14 protein-coding genes are annotated in these 23,244 nt (G+C 33.1%); 9 read left to right on the forward strand and 5 right to left on the reverse strand.

Annotated features, from left to right (window positions below; genetic code table 11):
- Positions 1-4: 4 nt before the first annotated feature.
- The 3 genes from QLS71_RS12095 to QLS71_RS12105 all read right to left on the reverse strand — a co-directional run bounded on the left by QLS71_RS12095 (position 5) and on the right by QLS71_RS12105 (position 4,914).
- Positions 5-1,375 carry an FGGY family carbohydrate kinase gene (locus QLS71_RS12095; protein ID WP_308993513.1) on the reverse strand — a complete coding sequence of 457 codons (1,371 nt, stop codon included), beginning with the start codon at positions 1,373-1,375 and terminating at the stop codon, positions 5-7.
- 8 nt (positions 1,376-1,383) lie between these two features.
- The gene (locus QLS71_RS12100) at positions 1,384-2,664 is read right to left on the reverse strand and encodes a sugar isomerase (protein WP_308993514.1); all 1,281 of its coding nucleotides are present in this window, start codon (positions 2,662-2,664) and stop codon (positions 1,384-1,386) included.
- Between the two features lie 144 nt (positions 2,665-2,808).
- Positions 2,809-4,914, reverse strand: coding sequence for a bifunctional aldolase/short-chain dehydrogenase (locus QLS71_RS12105; protein WP_308993515.1), 2,106 nt, complete (start codon positions 4,912-4,914; stop codon positions 2,809-2,811).
- 578 nt (positions 4,915-5,492) lie between these two features.
- Here QLS71_RS12105 and tnpA point away from each other — a divergent pair.
- Positions 5,493-5,927: an IS200/IS605 family transposase gene (tnpA, locus tag QLS71_RS12110; protein WP_308990898.1), complete on the forward strand. Its 435-nt coding sequence runs from the start codon at positions 5,493-5,495 to the stop codon at positions 5,925-5,927.
- A gap of 119 nt (positions 5,928-6,046) precedes the next feature.
- On the opposite strand, the gene QLS71_RS12115 is transcribed toward tnpA, so the two are convergent.
- Positions 6,047-6,838: a gluconate 5-dehydrogenase gene (locus QLS71_RS12115; RefSeq protein WP_308993899.1), complete on the reverse strand. Its 792-nt coding sequence runs from the start codon at positions 6,836-6,838 to the stop codon at positions 6,047-6,049.
- A 305-nt stretch (positions 6,839-7,143) separates the two neighbouring features.
- On the opposite strand from QLS71_RS12115, the gene QLS71_RS12120 reads away from it, so the two are divergent.
- From QLS71_RS12120 to QLS71_RS19225, 6 genes are all read left to right on the forward strand, one after another.
- Positions 7,144-11,331, forward strand: coding sequence for a two-component regulator propeller domain-containing protein (locus QLS71_RS12120; RefSeq protein WP_308993898.1), 4,188 nt, complete (start codon positions 7,144-7,146; stop codon positions 11,329-11,331).
- A 334-nt stretch (positions 11,332-11,665) separates the two neighbouring features.
- Positions 11,666-14,872: a TonB-dependent receptor gene (locus tag QLS71_RS12125; protein ID WP_308993897.1), complete on the forward strand. Its 3,207-nt coding sequence runs from the start codon at positions 11,666-11,668 to the stop codon at positions 14,870-14,872.
- Between the two features lie 16 nt (positions 14,873-14,888).
- Positions 14,889-16,664 (forward strand): RagB/SusD family nutrient uptake outer membrane protein, encoded by a 1,776-nt coding sequence (locus QLS71_RS12130; protein ID WP_308993896.1) that lies wholly within the window; start codon positions 14,889-14,891, stop codon positions 16,662-16,664.
- A 34-nt stretch (positions 16,665-16,698) separates the two neighbouring features.
- Positions 16,699-18,312, forward strand: a complete 1,614-nt coding sequence (locus QLS71_RS12135; protein WP_308993895.1) for a DUF4979 domain-containing protein — start codon at positions 16,699-16,701, stop codon at positions 18,310-18,312.
- A gap of 65 nt (positions 18,313-18,377) precedes the next feature.
- Entirely contained in the window at positions 18,378-19,922 is a 1,545-nt protein-coding gene (locus tag QLS71_RS12140) for an alginate lyase family protein (RefSeq protein ID WP_308993894.1), read from the forward strand.
- A gap of 223 nt (positions 19,923-20,145) precedes the next feature.
- Positions 20,146-20,409, forward strand: a complete 264-nt coding sequence (locus QLS71_RS19225) for a DUF4979 domain-containing protein (RefSeq protein WP_369077081.1) — start codon at positions 20,146-20,148, stop codon at positions 20,407-20,409.
- Here QLS71_RS19225 and QLS71_RS12145 read toward each other — a convergent pair.
- The gene (locus QLS71_RS12145; protein ID WP_308993893.1) at positions 20,360-20,488 is read right to left on the reverse strand and encodes a hypothetical protein; all 129 of its coding nucleotides are present in this window, start codon (positions 20,486-20,488) and stop codon (positions 20,360-20,362) included. The genes QLS71_RS19225 and QLS71_RS12145 overlap by 50 nt on opposite strands.
- A gap of 1 nt (position 20,489) precedes the next feature.
- On the opposite strand from QLS71_RS12145, the gene QLS71_RS19230 reads away from it, so the two are divergent.
- Together QLS71_RS19230 and QLS71_RS12150 are read left to right on the forward strand one after the other, a co-directional pair.
- Positions 20,490-20,669, forward strand: coding sequence for a T9SS type A sorting domain-containing protein (locus QLS71_RS19230; RefSeq protein WP_369077082.1), 180 nt, complete (start codon positions 20,490-20,492; stop codon positions 20,667-20,669).
- A gap of 463 nt (positions 20,670-21,132) precedes the next feature.
- A complete protein-coding gene (locus QLS71_RS12150; protein ID WP_308993892.1) occupies positions 21,133-23,136 on the forward strand; it encodes a glycoside hydrolase family 97 catalytic domain-containing protein in 2,004 nt (667 codons plus the stop codon).
- Positions 23,137-23,244 lie beyond the last annotated feature (108 nt).

Here is a 23,244-nt window from a genome sequence, read left to right on the forward strand (position 1 = left end):
AAAATTATTTTATAATAAAAGGAACATGTTTTTTAAGTGAATAATTCTTTTTCAAGAATTTAGAATTGAGTTTTGAATCAGAAATACAAATAGCAGCACCTAATGCAGAGCCTAACGAAGAATCAGTAGATCTTAATTTCATATTTCTAAAATGATGCGATAGCAATTTTACGAAAAGATCATTATCACTAAATCCGCCGTCTATGTACAATCTCTTTATATCCTCATCACCAATAACTTCTTTAATGCTTTTTATTTGTAATAAGACCAATTCTGTCATTAATTGGTGGTAGGCATCTTCAAATTTAGTATAGGATATTTTAGTTTCTGAAGGCATACAGGTATCAGTTAAACTCTCCCATTTAAACATATGTTGGAAATCTTTCATAATTTCAGCATAGGTTTCATAATTGAATTTTACATGGCGGTGATAATCTTCAGAAACCCCAAAATGTTTATCTAATTTACCGACTTGAATTTTATATTCGTTGCCTAAAAATAAACGGGTTGCTTTTACGGGCTTTCCATTAATTCGCATGTAATTTATAGAATCTTTATCGTGCGTATCTTCTATGATGGGATGGTCTGTAAAAGGATTTAAAGTGATGCTCCAAGTACCAGTAGAAACTAACACAAATTTTTTCTTTACACTTCTAATATAAGGCAACAACGCCGCAGAACTATCGTGAATACCAACGCCAATTTTAATGCGCTTTCCATTGTAGTTCATATTAACACTTGTTTCTGTAGATACAATAGTGGGTAGAATATTATTTAGTTCTTCTTTATAAACCCATTCATGGTAGTCTTTTTTAGTGTAATCCCAAAGTGCCGTATGGCATCCAATGCTGGTATATTCACTTAAAGGAATACCTGTAAAAACATAGCTTAAGTATTGTGGTAGATGTAAGGAATATTTGATTTTTTTAAAAACCTCTGGTTTGCTATACTTTAGCCAATAGAGTTGTAAACCAGAGTTTAAAAGACTTAAATCGAAACATCCTGTTGTTTTAAGAAAAGCTTCTTTAGGACCGTATTTTTCTAAAAACGAATTTATAATGTTTTTGTCTATAGGTTTCGTGTAATTGTAAAGGGGTGTAAGTACTTCTCCGTTTTGATCTAAATGCACAAAACTAGCCCCATAAGTTGAAAAATTTATGGCTTTAACATTAAATTCTGAAGCCTTAAGAATATTTTTAAATACACTTTTTAACCACGTTTGAAGAGCTTCTAAATTTTCGGTTGGAAAACCATCCTCATCTTCAATTTCATCAAAGTGTGTATATTCTTTATAAACTTCCTTATAATCTTTATCAAAAAGAAAGAATTTTTTATTGGTTTTTCCTATATCAAATACAGCTGTTACGTCTATCATAAAAAATATTATAAACCTGTTGCTACAGTATTTTTGCCTCTTTCTTTAATTAATGAGTTTCTAACATCTAATGAACGATATGCTTGAATAGGGTTTAAGGCGCCACCTTTTTTCGATCGAGCTTCGGCAAGAAGAGGTCTTACATCAGTTCTGTAAGCATCTTGTAAAATTTCTTGACATTTAACCACATCATTATTTAATTGAGCTGCTTTTAATACATCTTGATCTACTAACAGTGCTTTAGCATAAGCTTCTTGAATCGCTTCTAAGGATTGTATTAAATCCTCTAACGGGTCTTTAACGTTGTGACTTGCATCAATCATCCACGCTAAATCTGGGTTTTGCGGATTGTTTTGCATTCCGTAAACCAATTCATTAAAAATTAAGAATAGGGCATAGGGCTTGATACTTCCAACGGTTAAATCGTCATCACCATATTTACTATCGTTAAAGTGGAAACCACCTAATTTACCTTTCAACATTAAGATAGAAACAATTTGTTCGATATTACTATTTGGTAAATGGTGCCCTAAATCGACAAGAGAATAAGCTTTGTCTCCACAAGCATTTGCTAACATAAATGAGGTTCCCCAATCTTGAATAACGGTACTGTAAAAGTTTGGCTCGTATGGTTTGTATTCAATAAGCATGCTCCAGTCGGTAGGAAGACCTTTGTAGATGTCTTTTAAACTATTTTCTGTGTTTTGAAGTGCTGTTTGGAAGTTATTTTGTCCGGGAAAACAAGACCCGTCAGCCAACCAAACGGTTAAGCTTTTAGAACCTAATTTATTTCCAATATTGATTACATCCAAGTTATGCTGAATAGCTTGTTGTCTAACAGCTTCGCTTGTATTACTTAAAGAGCCGTATTTGTAGCTTTCTTTAGCATTTTTTTGGTCTTGAAAGGTGTTAGAATTAACAGCGTCAAATTTAATATCTAAACCACTTGCTAATTCTTTAATAGCATTATAATCTTGAGGAATATCCCAAGGAATATGTAACGACACAGCACCTGCTGTTTGTGTTAATGAATGGATTAATCCAACATCTTCAATTTTTTGTTCTAAGCTTGACGGTTCTCCATAAAACGAAAAACGTCCAAAACGAGTACCACCAGCACCTAATGCCCAACTTGGAATGGCTACTTGAAAGTCTTGTAATTTTTTAATAATGGCGTTAACATTGGCGCCTTTATTTGATAAATTATGTGATAAAAAATCAAAATGCTCTTGATGCGATTTTAAATTTTTATTATTTGTGTCTTGTATATGATTTTGTTCTATTTTCATGAATTGGTAATTTTATTCTTTAGTAGAAGTTTAGCTTTAGATTCGAGTGTTAATATGAAACAATTAGTGATTTAAAAAAAAACTCCCATATATACTTTAATATGCTATGGAAGTTTTTACAAACTAAAACTAACTCAAAATTTTTTATCTAACAAATGCATTAGCCATTCCACCATCTACATTCACGATATTTCCTGTTGTTTTATCTAAAATGGCAACTAGTGAAAATACGCCGTTAGCAATATCTTCAGGATATATAATTTCATTTAATAAATTTCTTTTGGCATAAAAAGCAGGTAATTCTTCAACTGTAATACCATTGGCTTTAGCTCGACCTTCTGCCCAAGCACCTTCCCAAATTTTGCTTCCAACAATAACACCGTCTGGGTTTACTGTGTTTACACGTATTTTGTCTGGAGCTAACTCTGCAGCCAATAAACGCGCCATGTGTTGTTGTGCTGCTTTTGCAGTTCCGTAAGCAACATTATTAGGGCCTGCTACCAATCCGTTTTTACTAGCAATACTAATAAAGTTTCCACCAAGGTTTTGCTTGCGCATTACTTCAACACCTACTTGAGCTAATTCAAACTGACCTTTAACTAACACGTTTTGTAATATATCCCAATCTTTTTCTGTAGTTTCTTCAACAGGTTTAGAAATAGCTAGACCAGCACTGTGTACAATAATGTCTACACCACCAAATTCTAAACAAGCTTTATTGAATGCTTCTCTAATAGATTGGTTACTTGTAACATTACAAATAGCATAAGTAGATACATCACGTTTATAAGTAGCATGTGCTTCTTTTAAGCTGTCTTCATTAATATCAGTTAACACCACGTTAGCACCTTCAGCAGCTAATTTATCAGCAATCGCTTTTCCTATACCTCCACCAGCACCAGTAACTAAAGCTATTTTGCGAGATAATGGTTGTTCTTTTGGCATTCTAGAAAGTTTTGCTTCTTCTAGTAACCAATATTCAATATCAAATGCTTCTTGTCTAGGCAATGATGTGTAAGAGGTAATAGCCTCGGCACCACGCATTACATTGATAGCATTGATGTAAAATTCACTTGCCACACGTGTTGTTTGCTTGTTTTTAGCAAAACTGAACATACCAACTCCTGGATAAATAATAATTACAGGATTAGGATCACGCATTGCAGGACTGTTGTCTTTTTTACACGTATTGTAATAATTGGCGTATTCTTGTCTGTAAGCTTCAAAAGCAGGTTGTAATTTGGCAAGAATGGCTTTAGAATCGGTTAAATCTTCATTAGTATCTAAGGTTAAAACTAATGGTTGAATTTTTGTTCTTAAGAAATGGTCTGGACAAGAAGTTCCCATAGGAGCTAATCGTTCTAAATCATGACTATTGATGTATTCTAAAACCACGTCGTTATCAGAAAAATGACCAATCATCTGGTTTTCAGAAGAACATAAACCTCTTAATAAAGGCATCAATTGAGCTGCTTTCTCTAAACGTTCTTCTTTTGCTAAGCTTTGTACTTTTTGTCCACCAAAAACGGAACCTTTTTCCTTAATTTTCTTTTCAATGAATTCAGAAGCCATTTCAATAACTTCTAAACTGTTCATGTAACATTCGTAAGAAGTGTCTCCCCAAGTGAATAACCCGTGACTTCCTAAAATGATTCCTCTAATGCCAGGGTTGTCATTTAAACATTTTTCTAATTGTAAACCTAAATCGAAACCTGGACGTTGCCAAGGCACCCATCCCATCGTGTCTCCCCAAATTTCTTTGGTCACTTTTTCACTGTCTTCAGCTGCAGCAACAGCTATTAAAGCATCAGGATGCAAATGGTCTATATGTGCAAATGGTAATAATCCGTGAAGAGGTGTATCTATAGATGGAGCTTTACTATCTAAGTCATAAATACAGTGGTTGAAAAGACCAACCATACGATCCTCATCAGCTAAACCACCATAGACCTTTTTTAAATCACGTAATCTATTGGTGTATAAACCAGCAATTCCTGATCGTGTTAAAGTTCCAATATCGCCACCAGAACCTTTTACCCACATAACTTCAACTTCAGCATTCGTTAAAGGGTCTTTTTCAATGGTTTTACAGCTCGTATTTCCACCTCCATAATTAGTTATTCTTAAATCGGCTCCTAATATATTGGAACGATATAAAAAAAGATCGACTTGATTATCACCTAGAGATTCAGCTTTTTTATCGTCCCACAAATAATCGACATATTTAAAGCTTTTGGTAAGATTATTCATTTTTTTTATTTAAAAATTACAAGTACAAAAATATATCAACCTTCAAAGATGTGCATCCTGTACTGTGCTGTATCATTTACTAATTGTACTATATAAATTTAAATTTACTCTCAATTAACGAGTTGGGAGGAGAGACTTGTTTTTTTAGAAATCCTATTGAATAAACATAATTATTTATTGAGGGAACGAAAGATTATTCAATCTGTAAAAGGGATTGTATTACAAAAGTTGACTTGTGAATCAAATGAATAGTATTGGGTATGTGGATTTATTTAACATTATGAATTAGTACAGTTATTATTTTATAATGCCCTATTTTTAAAAATTATGATTTGTGATCGATAAGCTGTACTGGTAATATCTAAATATAATACAATGTATTACATCAAATAAACTTATTTTATTGTTTTAGATATAAAGCTAAAAATTTTGTAAAAAAGCTGGAGTTGTGTACTAAAATTTTTATAAGTTATTGTTAATATTGTTGTGAAAATATTGTTTATTATCAAGTTAAAGGTTAAAACCCTGCAATTTCATTGCAGTTACTTTAGTTTCTATAAATGTTTTAGTTTTGTTGTATGTCAAACTACCGCAAGAATTCACATTCGATAAGTAATTTAAGTTGTCATTTAGTTTGGGCAACAAAATATCGTTATTCGGTTTTACAGGGAGATATTCAAAATCGCTGTCGAGATTTGTTGATACAGATATGTAATTCTGAGGATGTCCATATTTTAAAGGGTGTTGTGAGCAAAGACCATATTCATATGCACGTTGAGTACCCACCATCATTGAGTGTAAGTGTTTTGGTAAAGAAATTAAAAGGTCGTTCCTCTCGTCTTTTACAACAAGAGTTTCCAAAGTTAAATAAACAGTATTGGGGTCGTCATTTTTGGGCTGTTGGATATGGAGTATGGAGTACAGGCCAAATAACAGATGAGATGGTTCAAGAATATCTTGAGCATCACAAGGATAAGCCCAATACGGAAAAAGGCAACTGGATATTAGAGTAATGATAAGAAAGAATTTCATTCTTTTGCTTAAAACTATGGACTTCCAGTCCATAGTGGTTTATTTAACACAATTACTTGTTTAGATTAATTATATGTTATTACATCAAACCCTTGTAAATTTAACTTTCATTAGAAGGCTTACCAATAGTGGCTAGAATACCACCATCAACATAAACAATATGGCCATTTACAAAATCACTTGCTTTTGATGCTAAAAATATAGCAGCTCCTTGTAAGTCTTCTGGGTTTCCCCAACGCCCTGCAGGTGTTCTACTTATTATAAATTCATTAAAGGGGTGTCCGTCAACTCTTATTGGGGCTGTTTGACTAGTAGCAAAATAACCAGGGCCTATGCCATTTGTTTGAATATTAAATTTAGCCCATTCCGTAGCCATATTTTTGGTTAGCATTTTCAATCCACCTTTGGCAGCAGCATAAGCACTAACTGAATCTCTACCTAGTTCACTCATCATTGAACAAATATTGATGATTTTGCCACCCCCTCTTTTAATCATGCCTTTTGCTACATTCTTTGAAACAATAAATGGACTTATTAAATCTACTTTAATTACAGCTTCAAAATCCACTACTTCCATTTCAATAATTGGTGTTCTTTTAATTATTCCAGCATTATTTATTAGAATATCGATGGGGCCAACTTCAGATTCAATTTTCGCAATATTTTCAATTACGGCGCTTTCATCAGTTACATTAAATACGTATCCATACGCATTAATGCCACTCGATTTGTATTCTGCAATGGCATTATTAATGGCTTCTTCCGATAAATCATTTATTACAATTTTTGCTCCAGCATGCCCAAGTCCTTTAGCCATGGCCATTCCTAATCCATGAACCCCTCCCGTAATAAGAGCTGTTTTACCTGTTAAATCAAATAAATTTATTGACATTTTTTTAAATTAAACTATTAGTTATTGATTGAATTCAATGTTCAATATTAAAAAGAAAGCAAGTGTCTAGATATAAACTATAGTTCAATTTTTATTATTTATAGTCCATTTTACTATGTTTAGGAATAGGAGTGGCTAAAGAATGTTTAATATATTTATATTTATACAAAATATTATGATTGATAGGGATTTTGCTTTTTGAATGGCATTTTCAATCAAGAAAATATTCTTTTAAATTAATAAGTTTTATAGGGTTTCAGTTTTTAGTTTCTAAAATTTATAAATATCAATTTTTTATGTTAAGAATGATGAATAGAAAAATTATTTTTTTTCTACTTGTATTATTGAGTATGCAGGTACATTCTCAATATCAAAATCTTAAGTTTGAAAATCTTGATACAACTGAAGGTCTCTCAAGTAGCACCAGTACAGAGATTTTTCAAGATAGTGAAGGGTTTATGTGGTTTGGTACTATTGATGGGTTAAATAGGTATGATGGTTATAATTTCGAAATTTTCAGACCCATATTAAATGATTCAACTTCAATAAGTAATAATCGAATAAGTTCTATAGTTGAAGATTCTAAAGGTTTTTTATGGGTAGGAACTAGTAATGGACTGAATTTTTTTGATAAAAAGCTGGAAAAGTTCCAAAGGATTTCTCTGCATAACAAATCTTCAAATCTTGTTGATCAGGGAGAGATTATAAACGATTTGTTGTATGATGAGGTTACACAAACACTATGGGTGGCAACAAAAAATGGAGTAGTAAGGCTGAATTTGGAAAATAAATCGATGCCTTACAAAGAAAATATAAGTTTCTCTCATTATGTCAATTTAAGTAATAACTCTCAAACCATTGATAATAATGATGTTACTGTAATTGTTAAAGATAAAGAAGGTGAGATATGGGCCGTTACGGAAGGAAATTATTTAAATAAGTACAACCCAGAGGATGATACTTTTATAAGAGTAATTATTGACATACCCAACACCTATGAATTAAATCATATCCCAAAAGGAGTTTTAGTTGACAATGATGGTGATTTTTGGATTGGGAACAATTTATCCATGCTTGTTTATTGGGATAGGAGTAAAAATGAGTTTAGTCGAGTAACCCCAGTAAAAGCTAATATTCCTATATTTCATATGTACCAAGATAGCAAGGGTATTATTTGGATTGCTACGGATGGTGATGGGATTTATCTTTACGACAAAAAGGGAGGACTTTTGCAACACATTGTTCATAGTCCTTTAAACAATTTTTCACTTCCTAATAATCAACCATCAAAAATTATTGAAGATAAAGATGGGATTTTTTGGATTGCTACTTACAATAAAGGCATTAGTAAATTAGTGTTGTCTAAATCGGCTTTTGGTCATTATTTTTATGAATCAGACAATTCTAATGGTTTAAGTTCAAAAATAGCACAGTCTGTGCTTCAAGATAGTAAAGGAAGAATTTGGATAGGAACAGATGGCGGTGGACTGAACCTTTTTAATGAAAAAAAGAATTCATTTAAACATTATAGATCAAATCCCAATAATAAATCTTCCATAGGTTCTAATAAAATTGTTTATCTCTTAGAAAGTTTTGATACCACTATCTGGGTATGCACATGGGACGGAGGTCTTAGTAAATTCAATCCAACGTCTGAAACTGCCGAACAATTTAAATACGAACCCAATAACCCGTATTCAATTGGTCAAAATACAGTATGGTGTGCTGTAGAGGATTCTAAAAAGCGATTATGGTTAGGAACGCAATCTGAAGGATTGAATTTATTTGATTATAGAACCAAAAAATTTTATAAATATAAAAGTATTCAAGGAGAAAAAAATAACTTGATAAGCAATTTGGTTTTTTCCATATTTATAGACTCTAAAAATCGCCTTTTAATAGGAACCTCGTTAGGTCTGTCTGTTGTTGAGTTAGATAAAATATCTGATTATATACCTAGTAAAATAGATTTTAAAGAATTAAAAGAAAAACCAATTCAAGGTACCAGGGTTAATTATATTACAGAGGATTATTTAGGTAATATATGGATAGGAACAGATATTGCAATGCATCATTTAGATAGCGACCTCAAGCTTATTAAATCCTATTCAACTGCAGATGGTCTTCCTAATAATCTGATTTTAGGAATAGCGGAAAGCAACAATAATAACTTATGGATTACCACAAAAGGGGGACTTTCTAAATTTAATATTGCTGAAGATAGATTCTATAATTATAATGTGCAAGATGGTGTACAGGGAATAGAATTTCAAAGTAAATCCATCGCAAAAATGGATGATGGAAGAATACTTGCTGGTGGAATAAATGGTTTCAACTTATTTGATCCAAATAAGATTGTGGAAAAACCTGTAAATCTTAAACCAATTATAACTAGGTTCAAATTATTTAATGAAATAATAAAACCAGGACAAAAGCTTAACAATAGAGTCGTTCTAAATGAGTCAATTGCAAACACCAATTCAGTTGAGCTAAAATATGATGAAGGCTATTTATCTTTTGAATTTGTAGCCTTTCATTATGAAAATCAAAAGCGAGTTAAGTACATGTATCGTATGAAGGGTATTCATAATGATTTTATGAGTGCAGGAGATAATAGAGAGGCAAATTATTCAAGTATTCCTCCTGGTAATTATGAGTTTCAAGTAAAGGCATCCATTGATGACCAATGGGACGATTTAGAAAGCTCAAATATTAAAGTTCATATTTTGTCTCCACCTTGGAAAACATGGTGGGCCTATTTGCTTTATTTGTTGTTTTTTGTGGCTATTCTTTGGTTTGGCATGTATTATTACACGAAAATGATAAAGGAAGAGAAAGAACATGAACTGGATCAAATGAAACTACAGTTCTTTATTAATGTATCTCATGAATTAAGAACACCACTTACTCTTATTTTAAACCCCGTAGATAAAATTATATCGTCGTTTAATAATCCAGAAGCAGTTAAAGCATCGGCATATACACTTCAAAGAAGTGCGAGAAGATTATATTATCTAGTTAACCAATTATTAGACTTCAGAAAAATGGATCTAGGTAAAGTACCATTAAAATTGGTTCAAGGAGATTTAATTAAGTTTAGTGAGGATGTTTTTGATTTGTTTAAAGGCTTAGCGAAAACTAAAGAAATAAAGTATAAGTTTAAAAGCTCTTTTGAAAAACTACCAATAAATTTTGATCCTGATAAAATTGAAAAAATTATTACCAATTTAATTTCCAATGCTATAAAATATACCGATGAAGGAGGGGTGGTAATGCTTTCAATCTCTAATCCACACGAAAATAATAAAGACTTACTTTCAAAGGTTTTAAATAAAAAAAAGTTTAATGAATTTGTTCAAATAGAAATTAAAGATACAGGCATCGGGTTTAAAAAAGAGCAACTTAAAGATGTTTTTGGAAGATTTGTAAATGCAGGAAATATTAAAACAGGTATGGGAATTGGGTTAAATATCACTCAAGGACTTGTGAAAATACATGGAGGAGAAATATTTGTTGAAAGTAAATATAAAGAGGGAACTGTTTTTACTGTTTTACTTCCCTTAAATCTTAAAAATGAAAATAGCGAATTAATAGATGGTGCTAATAAGTATCTAAATGAATTCGATTTAAATAGTGTACAGTCTACAGAATATGAAATTTATAATGAAAACAAAAGCATTGATGAGCAAAATCAAAATCAAAATTCTGATGGTAAGAAAAAGCAAGTCATATTAGTTGTAGAAGATAATAAGGAATTAAGAAAACATTTAGTGTATGAGTTTAGTAACTCATTTAAAATATTTGAGGCTGTAAATGGAATTGACGGATTAGAAAAAATAAAAAAACACCATCCCGATTTAATAATTAGTGATGTCATGATGCCGAAAATGGATGGATTTGAGTTATGTCGTTTAGTTAAAAATGAAATTGAGATTTGTCATATTCCCATTATTTTGTTAACAGCTAGAAGTCTTGAGGAAGATCAAATAGAAGGCTATAATACAGGAGCTGATGAATATTTGTCAAAACCTTTTAATATAAATATTTTAAGAGCTAGAGTTAGAAACTTATTAGAAGCTAAAAAAAGGTTAAGAGATAGGTTTGCTTCTATAGGAGGTGTTTTACCATCAAGTGAGGTCACATCCAATAGTTTAGATGAAGCTTTTCTAGATAAAGCTACTAAAGCCATTATAGATAATATATCTGATCCAGATTATAAATTAGATAATTTATTAAATGAAATAGGAATTGGTAGGTCTCAGTTTTATAGAAAAATAAATTCAATAACAGGACAAAATCCGAGTAATTTTATTAGAACAATTCGCTTAAAATATGCTTCTGAATTATTACTTAAAAATAAATTTTCTATAAAAGAAATTACCCACATGGCCGGATTTAATTCAACGGCATATTTTAGTAAAACTTTCCGAGAATTATTTGGTTTAACACCTACCGAATATTTAGAACAAAAACTTAAGGATAGTCACAAATAATCCGTTTTCAGGTATTTGTACTATTATTTAAAGTCAAAATGGGCTATAAATAATCAAAATTGAATTTTAATTTACACCTCTTTTCCTCATTTAGTTATAAAATTGGATAATGAATTAAGAACCTTTTTTTAAGGTTAATTTTTTGTTAAACTAAATAATAACTAGACAATTTTAAATTATGAAAAAAAAGTACGTATCAAATTATTTTTATTAAGATGAAAAGGGCAGTATATATTGTCTAAAATCACAGAAATTATAAATACTAATATAGTTTTAGTTTTTTATTATCTGTAAAAACAACTAACTAAAAACAAATATTTTAAATGACAATTTTATGAGTGAATTAAAAAATAATCAGTTAAAACTGAAATTTTTATCAGGAACCATTTGGATAATGGCATTACTGGTTTCTGCATTTTCGGTCAAATCACATGCAAATACTACTAATTCTTATATATTAAATATAGATGAAGTTCAAAATGTAGCTATAAAAGGTGAAGTTGTATCCGCTATCGATAACCTTCCTTTGCCTGGAGTTAATATAACGGTTAAAGGGACAGGGATAGGTTCCGTGACCGATTTTGATGGTAAGTATAGTTTAAATGTGCCTTCATCAGAATCAGTATTAGTTATAACTTACTTAGGGTATAAAACAGTTGAAATCAAGGTAGGTGACCAAAAAATGATTAACGTCTCATTAGTTGAAGATATTTCAACTCTAGACGAAGTGGTTATCGTCGGTTACGGTGAAAAAAAGAAAGAATCATTAACGGGTGCGATAGAGCAAATCAAATCAGATGTGTTTGAAGATAGGGCGGTAACCAGTCCGGCTTTGTCTTTGCAAGGGCAAACCCCAGGTTTAACTGTAACAAGAAATTCACCAAGGCCAGGGCAAGAGGGCATTGGCTTACAAATTCGTGGAGCAACCTCAGTTAACGGAGGGGAACCTCTAATAATTATAGATGGTGCCCCTGCAGTAGGAACAGAGTTCTACCAAATGAACCCAGATGATATTGAATCAATAAGTATTCTTAAAGATGGATCGGCCTCTATTTATGGTTCACGAGCATCTAATGGGGTTCTTTTAGTAACCACTAAAAAAGGTAAGGGCAAAATGAAAATTGAATATACTGGTAACTACCGTTATAATGTTATCGGCATACGTCCACCAGTTCCTTCTATGGAGGAATATGCTACTTTGTGGTTGGAAGCAGCTCAGCAAGATGGAGCCACACGAGATTACTGGGGTTGGGGTACCGAAGAAAACCTGCTCCGTTTACAAAATGGAGATGAGGGTATTTACTCCACGGACTCATGGGGTGATATTTTTATAGGTGATGCTAATAGGTTTGATGAACTTTTTGGAGACAGCGAATCTTACCAACATAATTTAAGTTTATCAGGAAGTACGGATAATACCAGATACAGACTATCAGCAGCTATCGCCGACAATCTTGGAGCATTAAAAACGGCTTATGATGGACAAAAACAGCAAAACGTTCGTTTTAATTATGATTTTGATGTGACCGATAGATTGAAGATACAAAGTGGAATAACTTATCAAAAAGGAAAAATATCAGGGCCTTCTACAGGTTTAGATGCGACAGCAGGCTCTCAAGATCCACCGTTTTTTCCAGCATACAATCCTTATGGGCAATGGTATGCCAACTTTGGTATAGCAGGAAACAGAAACTCTACAGCTGCTACAACCGATGGGGGTAGAAAGGATCAATTGGATAAATTGGCTAAAATTAATTTTGGTGCAAGTTATAATATTATCAAGGGGTTGGATTTTAGAGCAAATGCTTCCTATACTGATTTGAATCGAAGAAAAGACGAATATAGGCTTACGGTACAACCTTATACTTGGGATGGGCAAATTTCGCCAGAAAGAATAAACACTTCTCCATTGGTTAAAGCAGAAGTGTTAAACAGAACCTATGAAATTTATGGCGCTTTTTTAGATTATAAAATTTCAACAGAAAACGGGCATAATTTTGCGTTTATGTTGGGGCTAACTGCTGAAAGACAAAAAGAAAAAGCATTGTATGCTGAAAGAGCAGGGTTACAGGACTTAGGGGTTTACGATTTAAATGCAGCACCCATTGATAATATTAAAAATAGTGGAGGTTCCAATCATTGGGGAATTTATTCTACAATCTCTAGGTTTAATTATGATTATAAAGAAAAATACCTTTTGGAGCTTGTAGGGCGTCGAGACGGATCCTCAAGATTTGCAGAGAATTTTAAGTTTTCAAACTTTGGAAGTATTACAGCTGGGTGGTTAATTTCTTCTGAAAAGTTTATGGAAAATACGCCAATAAACTATCTTAAAATTAGAGGAAGTTATGGCATATCAGGTAATCAAGTTGGCATAGGTTTATATGATTATGTATCGAGCATAGGAACAGGTGCTTTACCATTTGGTTCTTCTCCAGTTTTGCAGAATACGGCTTACGTAAATGGTTTAACTAGTAGAACCAGAACATGGGAAGAGGTTAAGATGAGAAATATTGGTCTAGATCTTGGTGTTTTTCAAAATAAGCTAACTGGGTCTTTCGATTTGTATCAGAAAGATAACAACGGTATGTTGATTGATGTCATTTACCCCGCGGTTTTAGGAGGTACGGCTCCAAAATCAAATAGTGGAAAACTGACCACCACTGGTTGGGAAGCTATATTGGGTTGGAAAGAAACCAAAGGTGATTTTTCGTATAGCATTTCTGTAAACATGTCCGATAATAATAACGAATTGGTTAATATGGAAGGCGCAACTGAATTTGAAGCTGGCTTGGTTACCACAAGGGAAGGCTATCCTTTAAATTCTTACTTCTTGTACAAAACGGATGGATTGTTTCAAACGCAAGCTGAAATTGATGATTATTATGCTGTTTATACAGGTGTAAAGCAAGGAGAATTGCCTATACAAACTGATGCCACACAAAACATAAGAATTGGTGATACCAAAAAAGTAGATTCCGATGGTAATGGATACATTGATGATGTGGGAGGAGAAGGCGATACAGGTGATGCTATTTTTATGGGAGATGCTGCACCTCATTATATTTATGGAATAAACCTAGGAGCTTCATATAAAGGTTTCGATTTTACAGCATTTTTTCAAGGAGTATTAGAGCAAAATGTTGTGAGGTCTGGCTGGTTGCGATATCCATTTGCACAAATATGGACCAACCAAACCACTTCGTATCTGGGGAAAACGTGGACACCAGAAAACACAGGTGCAGCTTATCCTAGAATGACATCCAACACCACTAGATCTGCATACAACTGGGAAAATAACGATTTTCTGTTGCAAAATAATAGGTATATGCGCTTAAAGAGTATTGTTTTGGGCTATACCGTGCCCCAGATACTTACTGAAAAAACAGGCTTCAGCAAGGTTAGGGTTTATTTTTCAGGAAACGATTTGTTTGAATGGACTTCAATTAAAGATGGTTACGATCCAGAGTTTGGGGAAAGTACCCAAACGGTATATCCATTTTCAAGAACCTATTCCTTTGGTGTAAACTTATCATTTTAATTAAAAAAACATGATTATGAAAAAATATATAATTCCTGTAACAATAATGTTCTTAACATGTTTTGCATGTGAAGATGACTTTTTGAATTTAGATCCATTAGATTCTGTAACAGAAGCAGCCTACTTCAATACGCCACAACAATTTGAAAATGCTTCAAATCGATTATACGGTCAATTAGTAGGGTGGAGCCCTTCAAGAGCTTCAGGCTTGGCCGAATCGTATAACAGCAATATTTTTGATTTTATGAGCTTTGGCTCAGATTTAAGAGGATTGCCACTGGCCGAAGGTAGAGGGGCAAATCTTATTCAAAATGATGATAAATACTGGACAAATACTTATTATTATCTTCGCGATGTAAATATTTTATTAGAAAAAAGTGAGGAATATGGTGGCGATTCAGTGGATATTTCAAAAGATGTAGCAACGGCGTACTTCTTTAGGGCTTGGCATCATTTCTTTTTGTTACAGCGTTTTGGAGGCGTTCCCATAGTGACCTCAGTCATTGATATTGATTCGCCCGAACTTTATGGGCCTAGAAACAGTAGGTATGAAGTGTTTGGTCAAATTATTGAAGATTTAAACAAGGCTATTGAAGGACTTCCTATTGAACAAAATATTTCGGCGGCCGATAAAGGTAAAATTAGCAAGTGGGCGGCAGAAGCTTTTAAGGCTAAAGTATTACTATATGAAGCCACCTGGGAGAAATATGTAGGTACTACAACAGATTTTGCAGGCTCTGGTGCTCCAATAGGTTCTGTATCGACATATTTAACTGATGCCATATCATTAAGCAAGAATGTGATTGAAAATGGGGGATATCAACTTTGGGACTATAACAATCAATTGAATAATTTGAGCAGTTATTTCCTTTTTAATTTGGAAGACGCAGAATCAAACACAGCAGGACTAGATAAAACCACCAATAAAGAGTTTATTATTCAAGGTATTTATGATTTTGATTTAAGAAAAGGCGGAACAAATATAAGCCACACAGTTGCCGAACGTTTGTCACCAGATAGGAAAATGATGGATATGGTTTTATGTACTGATGGATTGCCAATTGATAAATCACAGTTATTTCAGGGCTATAACAAAACTTCGGATGAATTTAAAAATAGAGATTATAGGTTGACTGCCTATTTTGGCGAGAATATCCCAGTAGATGGCTCGGTGGTTTTGCCAGGTACGGCAGGTGGTTCAACTTCGGGTTCAGGTATTATGGCACGTAAGTTTAGGTCTTATAAATACGGGACTTATCGCGCGGCGAATGAGGAATCGTTTAACTATCCCTTTTTGAGATTGGCCGAAGTATATTTAATCTATGCTGAAGCTCTAGTGGAACGTGATGGCTCTATTTCAGATGCCGATTTAAACCTTTCAATCAACAAGGTGAGGGCTCGTGCCGGAGTGGCACCACTAACCAATGCATTGGTTTCTACCAAAGACTTGGATATGTTGGAGGAAATTAGAAGAGAACGCGCCGTAGAGCTTTATGCCGAAAACAACCGTTATAATGATTTAAAACGATGGGGCATTGCCGAGCAGGAGCTTAACCAAGATATTCTGGGGGCGGTTATTGAAGGTACAGAATATGAAAATAATACCAGCCTTTATGATCCTACTGACTATGTTTGGGGAGAAAAAACCATTGAAACGGCAGTAGGAATGCGAAGGGTGGTTGTTATTGACCCAGCATCAAATAGGAATTTCACCAGAAAAAACTATTTGTTTCCTATTCCGCCAACCCAAATTAATTTAAACCCCGCTTTAAAGCAAAATCCGGAATGGTAATAGTATTAAGTTTTGATTTTAAAAAATGGAAAAAATGAAAAAAAATAAAATAATTTTAAGTGTTTTTACAGTACTTACTATTGGCTTTTTGTCTCTAATGCTTAGCTGCGTAAATAATGATGAGTTAGAAGTGTACCAGTACCCAGAACCAACTTTAGATGGATTTAGCCCAAGTGAAGGAGTTTCGGGAACAGAGATAACCATATTGGGAGCCGATTTCGGAACGTATAAAAAGGCCGTTTCAGTATTTTTTAACGGAGTAGAAACTCCCCAAGAGGACATTTTGAGTGTTGTCGATAATCAAATAGTAACTAAAGTCCCGTCAGGGGCACTTTCTGGTGAAGTTGTTGTAAAGGTTTGGACACACAATAAAACGTTGGGAACATTTAATGTATTGCCGTCGGCAGTTTATGATAGTATGTCGCCTTTATTTGGTATGCCTGCAGAAGAATTGACTATTACTGGAGAGAACTTTGGTAATGATGCTTCAAAAGTTACAGTAACTTTTAAAGGAGGCGTAGAAGCTGAAATTGTATCGGTATCAAATACCGAAATAAAAGTGATTGTTCCCGATGGTGGTATTACTGGAGTAATTTCAGTGCAAATCGATATCCAAAGTTTTGAAACCGATAGTTTTGCTTACCCATTAGTAGGGCTAGATTTTATGTTTGACGTTGCTGGTGATAATGAAGGATGGCTTACTACACATAATTCCACGACAGAAGTTTCAAATGGTAATATAAATGTAACCTTCGATATGAGTGCGTCTAATAGACGAGCCGATTTTAAGTTAGACGGAGGAGCTAAAGTTAATGTAGGTGGATTCCCTATTTTAGCAATAAAATTAAATAAACCCCAGAGTGGTAATTTTATATTGGATACTAATTTTGGAAGCTACAAAAATGGTTCTAATAACTGGGAAGGCATTATAAATGGAGATATTTACTATTACGATTTAAGAAACACTTTTGGTTCGTCTAACACACTGTCTTTAACGGATGATACAGAGTTTACTACGCTTCAGTTTAAAATAGCTGATATCATAACAGCTGAAACAGGGTATTCGGTAGATTGGATTCGTTCTTTTGAAAGTATTGATGCTTTAAATGAATATACAGAATTGCCCAATGGAAAGTTTAGTTTCCATTTCGACGCTATTCCAGAATCGGATTACTGGGTTGCTAATTATAATGCTAGTAATGTGGTAGAAGATGGTAAGCTGAAAGTAACATTCGATCCAGCACAATTTGATACGGACAAAAGAAGAGCAGATCTAAATTTTGTTGAAGGTGGTATATTTCCAGGAACTTCACCTAATGGAAAATGGCATTATTCAACAGAGTATCCAATTCTTGCTATTAAAATTGCATTTACAGGTACGGGAGCACCAACACCCGAAACGGGAAGTATAAAGCTAGATCGTTTTATGGGGGCACCCAACAATGCTTATTTATTAGACTTTTTAGCAGATAATGTTATCTATTACGATTGTTCGGTTGACGGAGGCTTTACGGTTTCTCAAGATTTGGCTTCATTTACTTTTAAAATAGCAGATATAACCTCTACAGGAGAAACAGGCTATGAACTAGATTGGATTCAAAGTTTTAGAACAGTTGTAGAACTTCAAGCCTATATTGCAAGTCATTAATTTTAAGAATAAAACTACTAGAGGTTTCATTTCTTAATCCGCAGTTAATTAAAAAAAATAAATTTATGATTATTAATAAAATGAAAATAAAGATTCGCACAAACCAATATGTTATGGTTATGGCCTTGCTTGTATCGGTAATGTTGGCATGCGCTAACGATGATACTGGAATTTCTGAAACTCAAGTAACCATAGACGCTGTAGCTACGGATGATATTCTCGATGCACAGGAAAGAGCCCAAGTAACGCAAACCATAAGTGGTTCAGCCTCTGGAGGCTATGTTGAAGATGGTAACGCCGTAGCCATTATCGTTAACGGGGTTACTTATTCAACAACATTATCCAGTGGCATTTTTTCTGCCGAAGTGTCCACAAGAGATATTGTGAAGGACACCGATAAGCGGATTGTTGTTTTAGTAACATCAATAACCCAGACGGGTAATGACGTTGTAAAAGGAACTTCTAAGTTGGTTACTATTGATGGAGAAGTAGAATTGAAAGAGTTTACCCACCCAGGTCTTTTGGTAAACCAAGATGCTTTTAATAGAATTAAAGCTAAAGTAGATGCTGGTACTGAACCTTGGATTTCTGGTTGGAATAAATTAATTACCAATCCGCACGCTTCTTTAAATTATAACCCTAGTCCAGTGGTAAAGTTGATAAGGGGAGGAGGTTCTAGAGAAGAACCAGAGTCAGATAATTACAGCACGGCTTTTAATGATGCAGCAGCTGCTTTCCAAACAGCCATTAGATGGAAGGTAACAGGAGACGATGCTTATGCCGATAAGTCTATCCAAATTTTAAATGCATGGGCTTCTACATGCGAAAGTATTAGTGGTGATAGTAATAGAGCGCTTGCAGCAGGAATTTACGGGTATCAATTTGCCAATGCAGCTGAAATAATGAGAGATTATGAGGGGTGGTCAGTAGAGGATTTTACAGATTTTAAAAAGTGGATTGTTGATGTATTTTATACCGTAAGTAAAGATTTTATCGACACCCATTACAATACGTGTCTTAGCCACTATTGGGCTAACTGGGATTTAGCGAACATCGCAAATATTTTATCGATTAGCGTTTTGATCGAAAATGAAGAAATGTACGATTTCGCCCTAAACTATCTAAAAACAGGTGATGGTAACGGTAACTTAAATAAGGCTATTTATTATATCCACCCTGATGGTTTAGGGCAGTTACAGGAGAGTGGTCGAGACCAAGGTCATGCTTTGCTTTGTGTTGGTTTTTTTGGCGATTTGGCAAGAATGGCTTATAACCAAGGTGAAGATTTATTTGCCTATGATGATAACAGAATATTGAAAGGAGCTGAATATGCTGCAAAATATAATGTGGCTAGCCTTTCAGTACCTTATGAACCTTACAATAACTGCGACAATGTAAACCAAACGGTTATAAGTGATGTTGGTAGAGGTAATGAAAGACCTATTTGGGAAAATCTATACAACCATTATGTGGTAAAAATGGGTTATGATTCTCCATATTTGAAATTTGCAGCCGAAACATACCGTGCCGAAGGCGGCGGTGGAGATTACGGACCAAATAGTGGCGGGTTCGATTCCTTAGGATTTGGAACCTTATTATATTCAGAATAAGTTATATAAATAAATTAAAGTGAGGCGTATATTTTTTTAAATATACGCCTCACTTTTTTATACCCAAAAAATAGCTCATGAATTATATAGGTTGTGACTTATAATTTATAGTGTTCATTTTTAAATAATAATATTTTTATATCATACTAATATTAATTAAATATTTTATGAAAAAACAATTACATTTTTCATTGATAGCTTTAATCTATATACAGCAAATTTAATTTCGGCCCAAGGTGGTGTCAACCAAGTTTATACAACTTTTGGGGATTGGTTTGTTGATGATAAACCAAATGGAACTAGTGCGGTCTCAGGTGGATATTTAGATGTTACTATGGGAGATCAAGGAAATGGTAAATATCGTGCAGATTTAAAATTTCAAGCGGGTACTAATTATACTATTAATAAAACGACAGATAATATACTAGCTGTAAAGCTTATAAAGAAGCCAAAGATGATGGTGCTTCTGATAGCGAAGGATCATTAACTTTGGGTGTTAATGATGTTATTACTAAAGTCAACACATTTAAATTATACCCTAACCCTTCAACAACAAATTCATTCATTATAGAATTAAGTAATGGATTAAGGACGACATCGATAAAAATATATAATACATTAGGTAGCTTAGTATTAGATAAAAAAGTAAATGCTAATGCTAAAAGCATAACAATAAATCATAATTTAAAAGCTGGCGTTTATTTTGTAAATACAGGTAATAAATCAATTAGGTTGATAGCGAAATAGTCAAGTCTTTTAGCTTTATACACCATAAACCCCTTTCAGAAATTAATGCTTTTGTTATAAGAGTATTAACTATTTTGAAAAGGTTATAATTTATACTTGTATTAATAATTATTTGCTTTTTCGGGTAAAAAATATATAATTTAATAGTGAAGTAAAAGAATTTAGAATTGGTTAACATCTCACATTCTAAAGAAACAGTACAAAAATTTATAATTATAAGGTAACAATCTAAAATTGCTCCCTTATGTTTTTTTATGTATTTTAAATCAAAAAGGTGTTTCTTTTATAGGATATGAATGATAGTTTATACTTAAAAGATATAATTCTTAGTAATATTGAATCCATATTTCATTTATTATAAAAAAATCAGAATAACCTTATTAAGAACTAATATGTTCACCATGCAAAGTAAGATTTTTAGTAATAGAGGAATTTTTAATCAAATAAATTAAATGATATAACAATGCTGAAAATTATTTTTAAGACTCCTATAATCTTCTTTTTTATCTTTTTTGCTGTAGCTGCGAATGCCATGATGTTAAATACAAACACGAATGTATTTGAAAAACCAATGGCTCCACCCAACCTTAAAGATGAAGTATTTAATGTTCAATCTCCAAATGGGAAATTAAATTACAGCTTTTATCAAAAAGCTACAGGAGATGGTACAACACAAATGTATTATAAAGTAAGTTTCAACAATCAACCTGTTATTTTAGAATCTGAATTAGGTGTTCTTATAGAAAATAATTTATTTGAATCTGCTTTAGCAATTGAGAATGATCTTAGTAAATATTGGTGTGAAAATTTAGAATTAAAGTCTATTGATAGGGATACTGTTCATGATTTTTGGGAGCCCATTTATGGAGAAAGAAACGTGGTAAAGAATCATTACAACCAATTAGTACTTCATTTTAATAAATTTGGAGAAAAAGGAAAAATGGAAACAGGTGAAAATGGAACGAGTTATGATAAAAGACGTAGTTATAATATGGATGTAATAGTTCGTGTTTATAATGAGGGCGTTGCTTTTCGTTACTATTTTCCAGAAACTTCTAACGGATTGTTTTTGCATATTGAAGGAGAGCAAACAAGCTATACGTTGCCAGAAGGAACCATGGCTTATTATGAAAGATGGGCTCAAGGACCATATAGTTATCTACCATTAAAAAATTGGCCAGACGAATCTGAACGCCCATTGACTTTAGATTTAAAAAACGGACTTCATGTAGCGCTTTTAGAAGCTCAAATGATTGATTACAGTAGAGGTAAGTTTAAATTAAGTGAAGCAAAACCTAATACAATCAATTTATCAATGTATGATAAAGTAGATGTCATAACACCTTATGCAACACCTTGGCGTGTTATTATGGTGGCAGAAAAACCAGGTGAATTATTAGAGAATAATGATATCATCTTAAATTTAAATAAACCAAATCAGATAAAAAACACTTCTTGGATAAAACCAGGGAAAGTAATAAGAGCTAATTTAAGTACTAAAGAAGCTAAAGAATGTGTTGATTTTGCAGCGCAACGGAATTTACAATATGTGCATTTAGACGCAGGGTGGTATGGGTCTGAAATGAAAATGAGTTCGGATGCTACGACTATATCTAAAGAAAAAGATATAGATATTCAAGAATTGGTAAATTATGCCGCTAGTAAAAATGTTGGTATTTTTGTATATATCAATCAACGAGCACTGACTGATAAATTAGATGAGGTATTTACCCAATGTAGAAAATGGGGTATTAAGGGGGTAAAGTTTGGGTTTGTACAAATAGGTTCTAGCCGTTGGTCTAATTGGTTGCATAAAGCTATAGAAAAAGCGGCTGAATATCATTTGCTAGTAGATGTTCATGATGAATACCGTCCTACAGGTTTTAGTAGAACCTATCCTAATTTAATGACCCAAGAAGGCATTCGTGGTAACGAAGAAATGCCAGATGCTACACACAATACCATTTTACCTTTTACACGTTATTTGGCGGGTGCAGGGGATTATACTATTTGTTATTATAACAATAGAATCAAGACGACCCATGCACATCAGTTGGCGCTTTCAGTGGTTTATTACAGCCCAATTCAGTTTATGTACTGGTACGATAAACCTAGTTTTTATCAAGGAGAGAAAGAAATCGCATTCTTTGATAACGTAAAAACAGTTTGGGAGGATACGAAAATTTTAAATGGTGAAATAGGTAAGTATATTATAACAGCAAGAAAATCTGGAGATGATTGGTTTGTAGGAGGTATAACTAATAACGATGCTAGAGATGTTGTGGTCTATTTCGATTTTCTTGAAGCAAGAAAACAATATAAAGCAACACTGTATTACGATGACGATAAGTTAAATACGAGAACAAATGTTGGTATTCAAACATTAAAATTAAAAAGAGGAAAAACCATGAAATTACAGTTAAAACCTTCAGGAGGTTTTGCCATTCATATACAAGAAATAGAATAGTTTTTTTGTTTTAGTTTGTGTAAACCTAAGAGTAGTTTCTAGAGTTTACATTTTCAAACAAGATGATATTCATACTTGTTTTGTTTGAGTTTAGTAACAATAACAGTT

The sequence above is a fragment of the Mariniflexile litorale genome (assembly GCF_031128465.2).
GTDB lineage: Bacteria > Bacteroidota > Bacteroidia > Flavobacteriales > Flavobacteriaceae > Mariniflexile > Mariniflexile litorale.

What these genes read in the sequence shown, in the direction of transcription:
- QLS71_RS12095 (WP_308993513.1), bottom strand. Translation starts at nt 1,375, where the DNA reads ATGATAGACGTAACAGCTGTATTTGATATAGGAAAAACCAATAAAAAA.
- QLS71_RS12100 (WP_308993514.1), bottom strand. Translation starts at nt 2,664, where the DNA reads ATGAAAATAGAACAAAATCATATACAAGACACAAATAATAAAAATTTA.
- QLS71_RS12105 (WP_308993515.1), bottom strand. Translation starts at nt 4,914, where the DNA reads ATGAATAATCTTACCAAAAGCTTTAAATATGTCGATTATTTGTGGGAC.
- tnpA (WP_308990898.1), top strand. Translation starts at nt 5,493, where the DNA reads ATGTCAAACTACCGCAAGAATTCACATTCGATAAGTAATTTAAGTTGT.
- QLS71_RS12115 (WP_308993899.1), bottom strand. Translation starts at nt 6,838, where the DNA reads ATGTCAATAAATTTATTTGATTTAACAGGTAAAACAGCTCTTATTACG.
- QLS71_RS12120 (WP_308993898.1), top strand. Translation starts at nt 7,144, where the DNA reads ATGATGAATAGAAAAATTATTTTTTTTCTACTTGTATTATTGAGTATG.
- QLS71_RS12125 (WP_308993897.1), top strand. Translation starts at nt 11,666, where the DNA reads ATGAGTGAATTAAAAAATAATCAGTTAAAACTGAAATTTTTATCAGGA.
- QLS71_RS12130 (WP_308993896.1), top strand. Translation starts at nt 14,889, where the DNA reads ATGAAAAAATATATAATTCCTGTAACAATAATGTTCTTAACATGTTTT.
- QLS71_RS12135 (WP_308993895.1), top strand. Translation starts at nt 16,699, where the DNA reads ATGAAAAAAAATAAAATAATTTTAAGTGTTTTTACAGTACTTACTATT.
- QLS71_RS12140 (WP_308993894.1), top strand. Translation starts at nt 18,378, where the DNA reads ATGATTATTAATAAAATGAAAATAAAGATTCGCACAAACCAATATGTT.
- QLS71_RS12145 (WP_308993893.1), bottom strand. Translation starts at nt 20,488, where the DNA reads ATGAATGAATTTGTTGTTGAAGGGTTAGGGTATAATTTAAATGTGTTG.
- QLS71_RS12150 (WP_308993892.1), top strand. Translation starts at nt 21,133, where the DNA reads ATGCTGAAAATTATTTTTAAGACTCCTATAATCTTCTTTTTTATCTTT.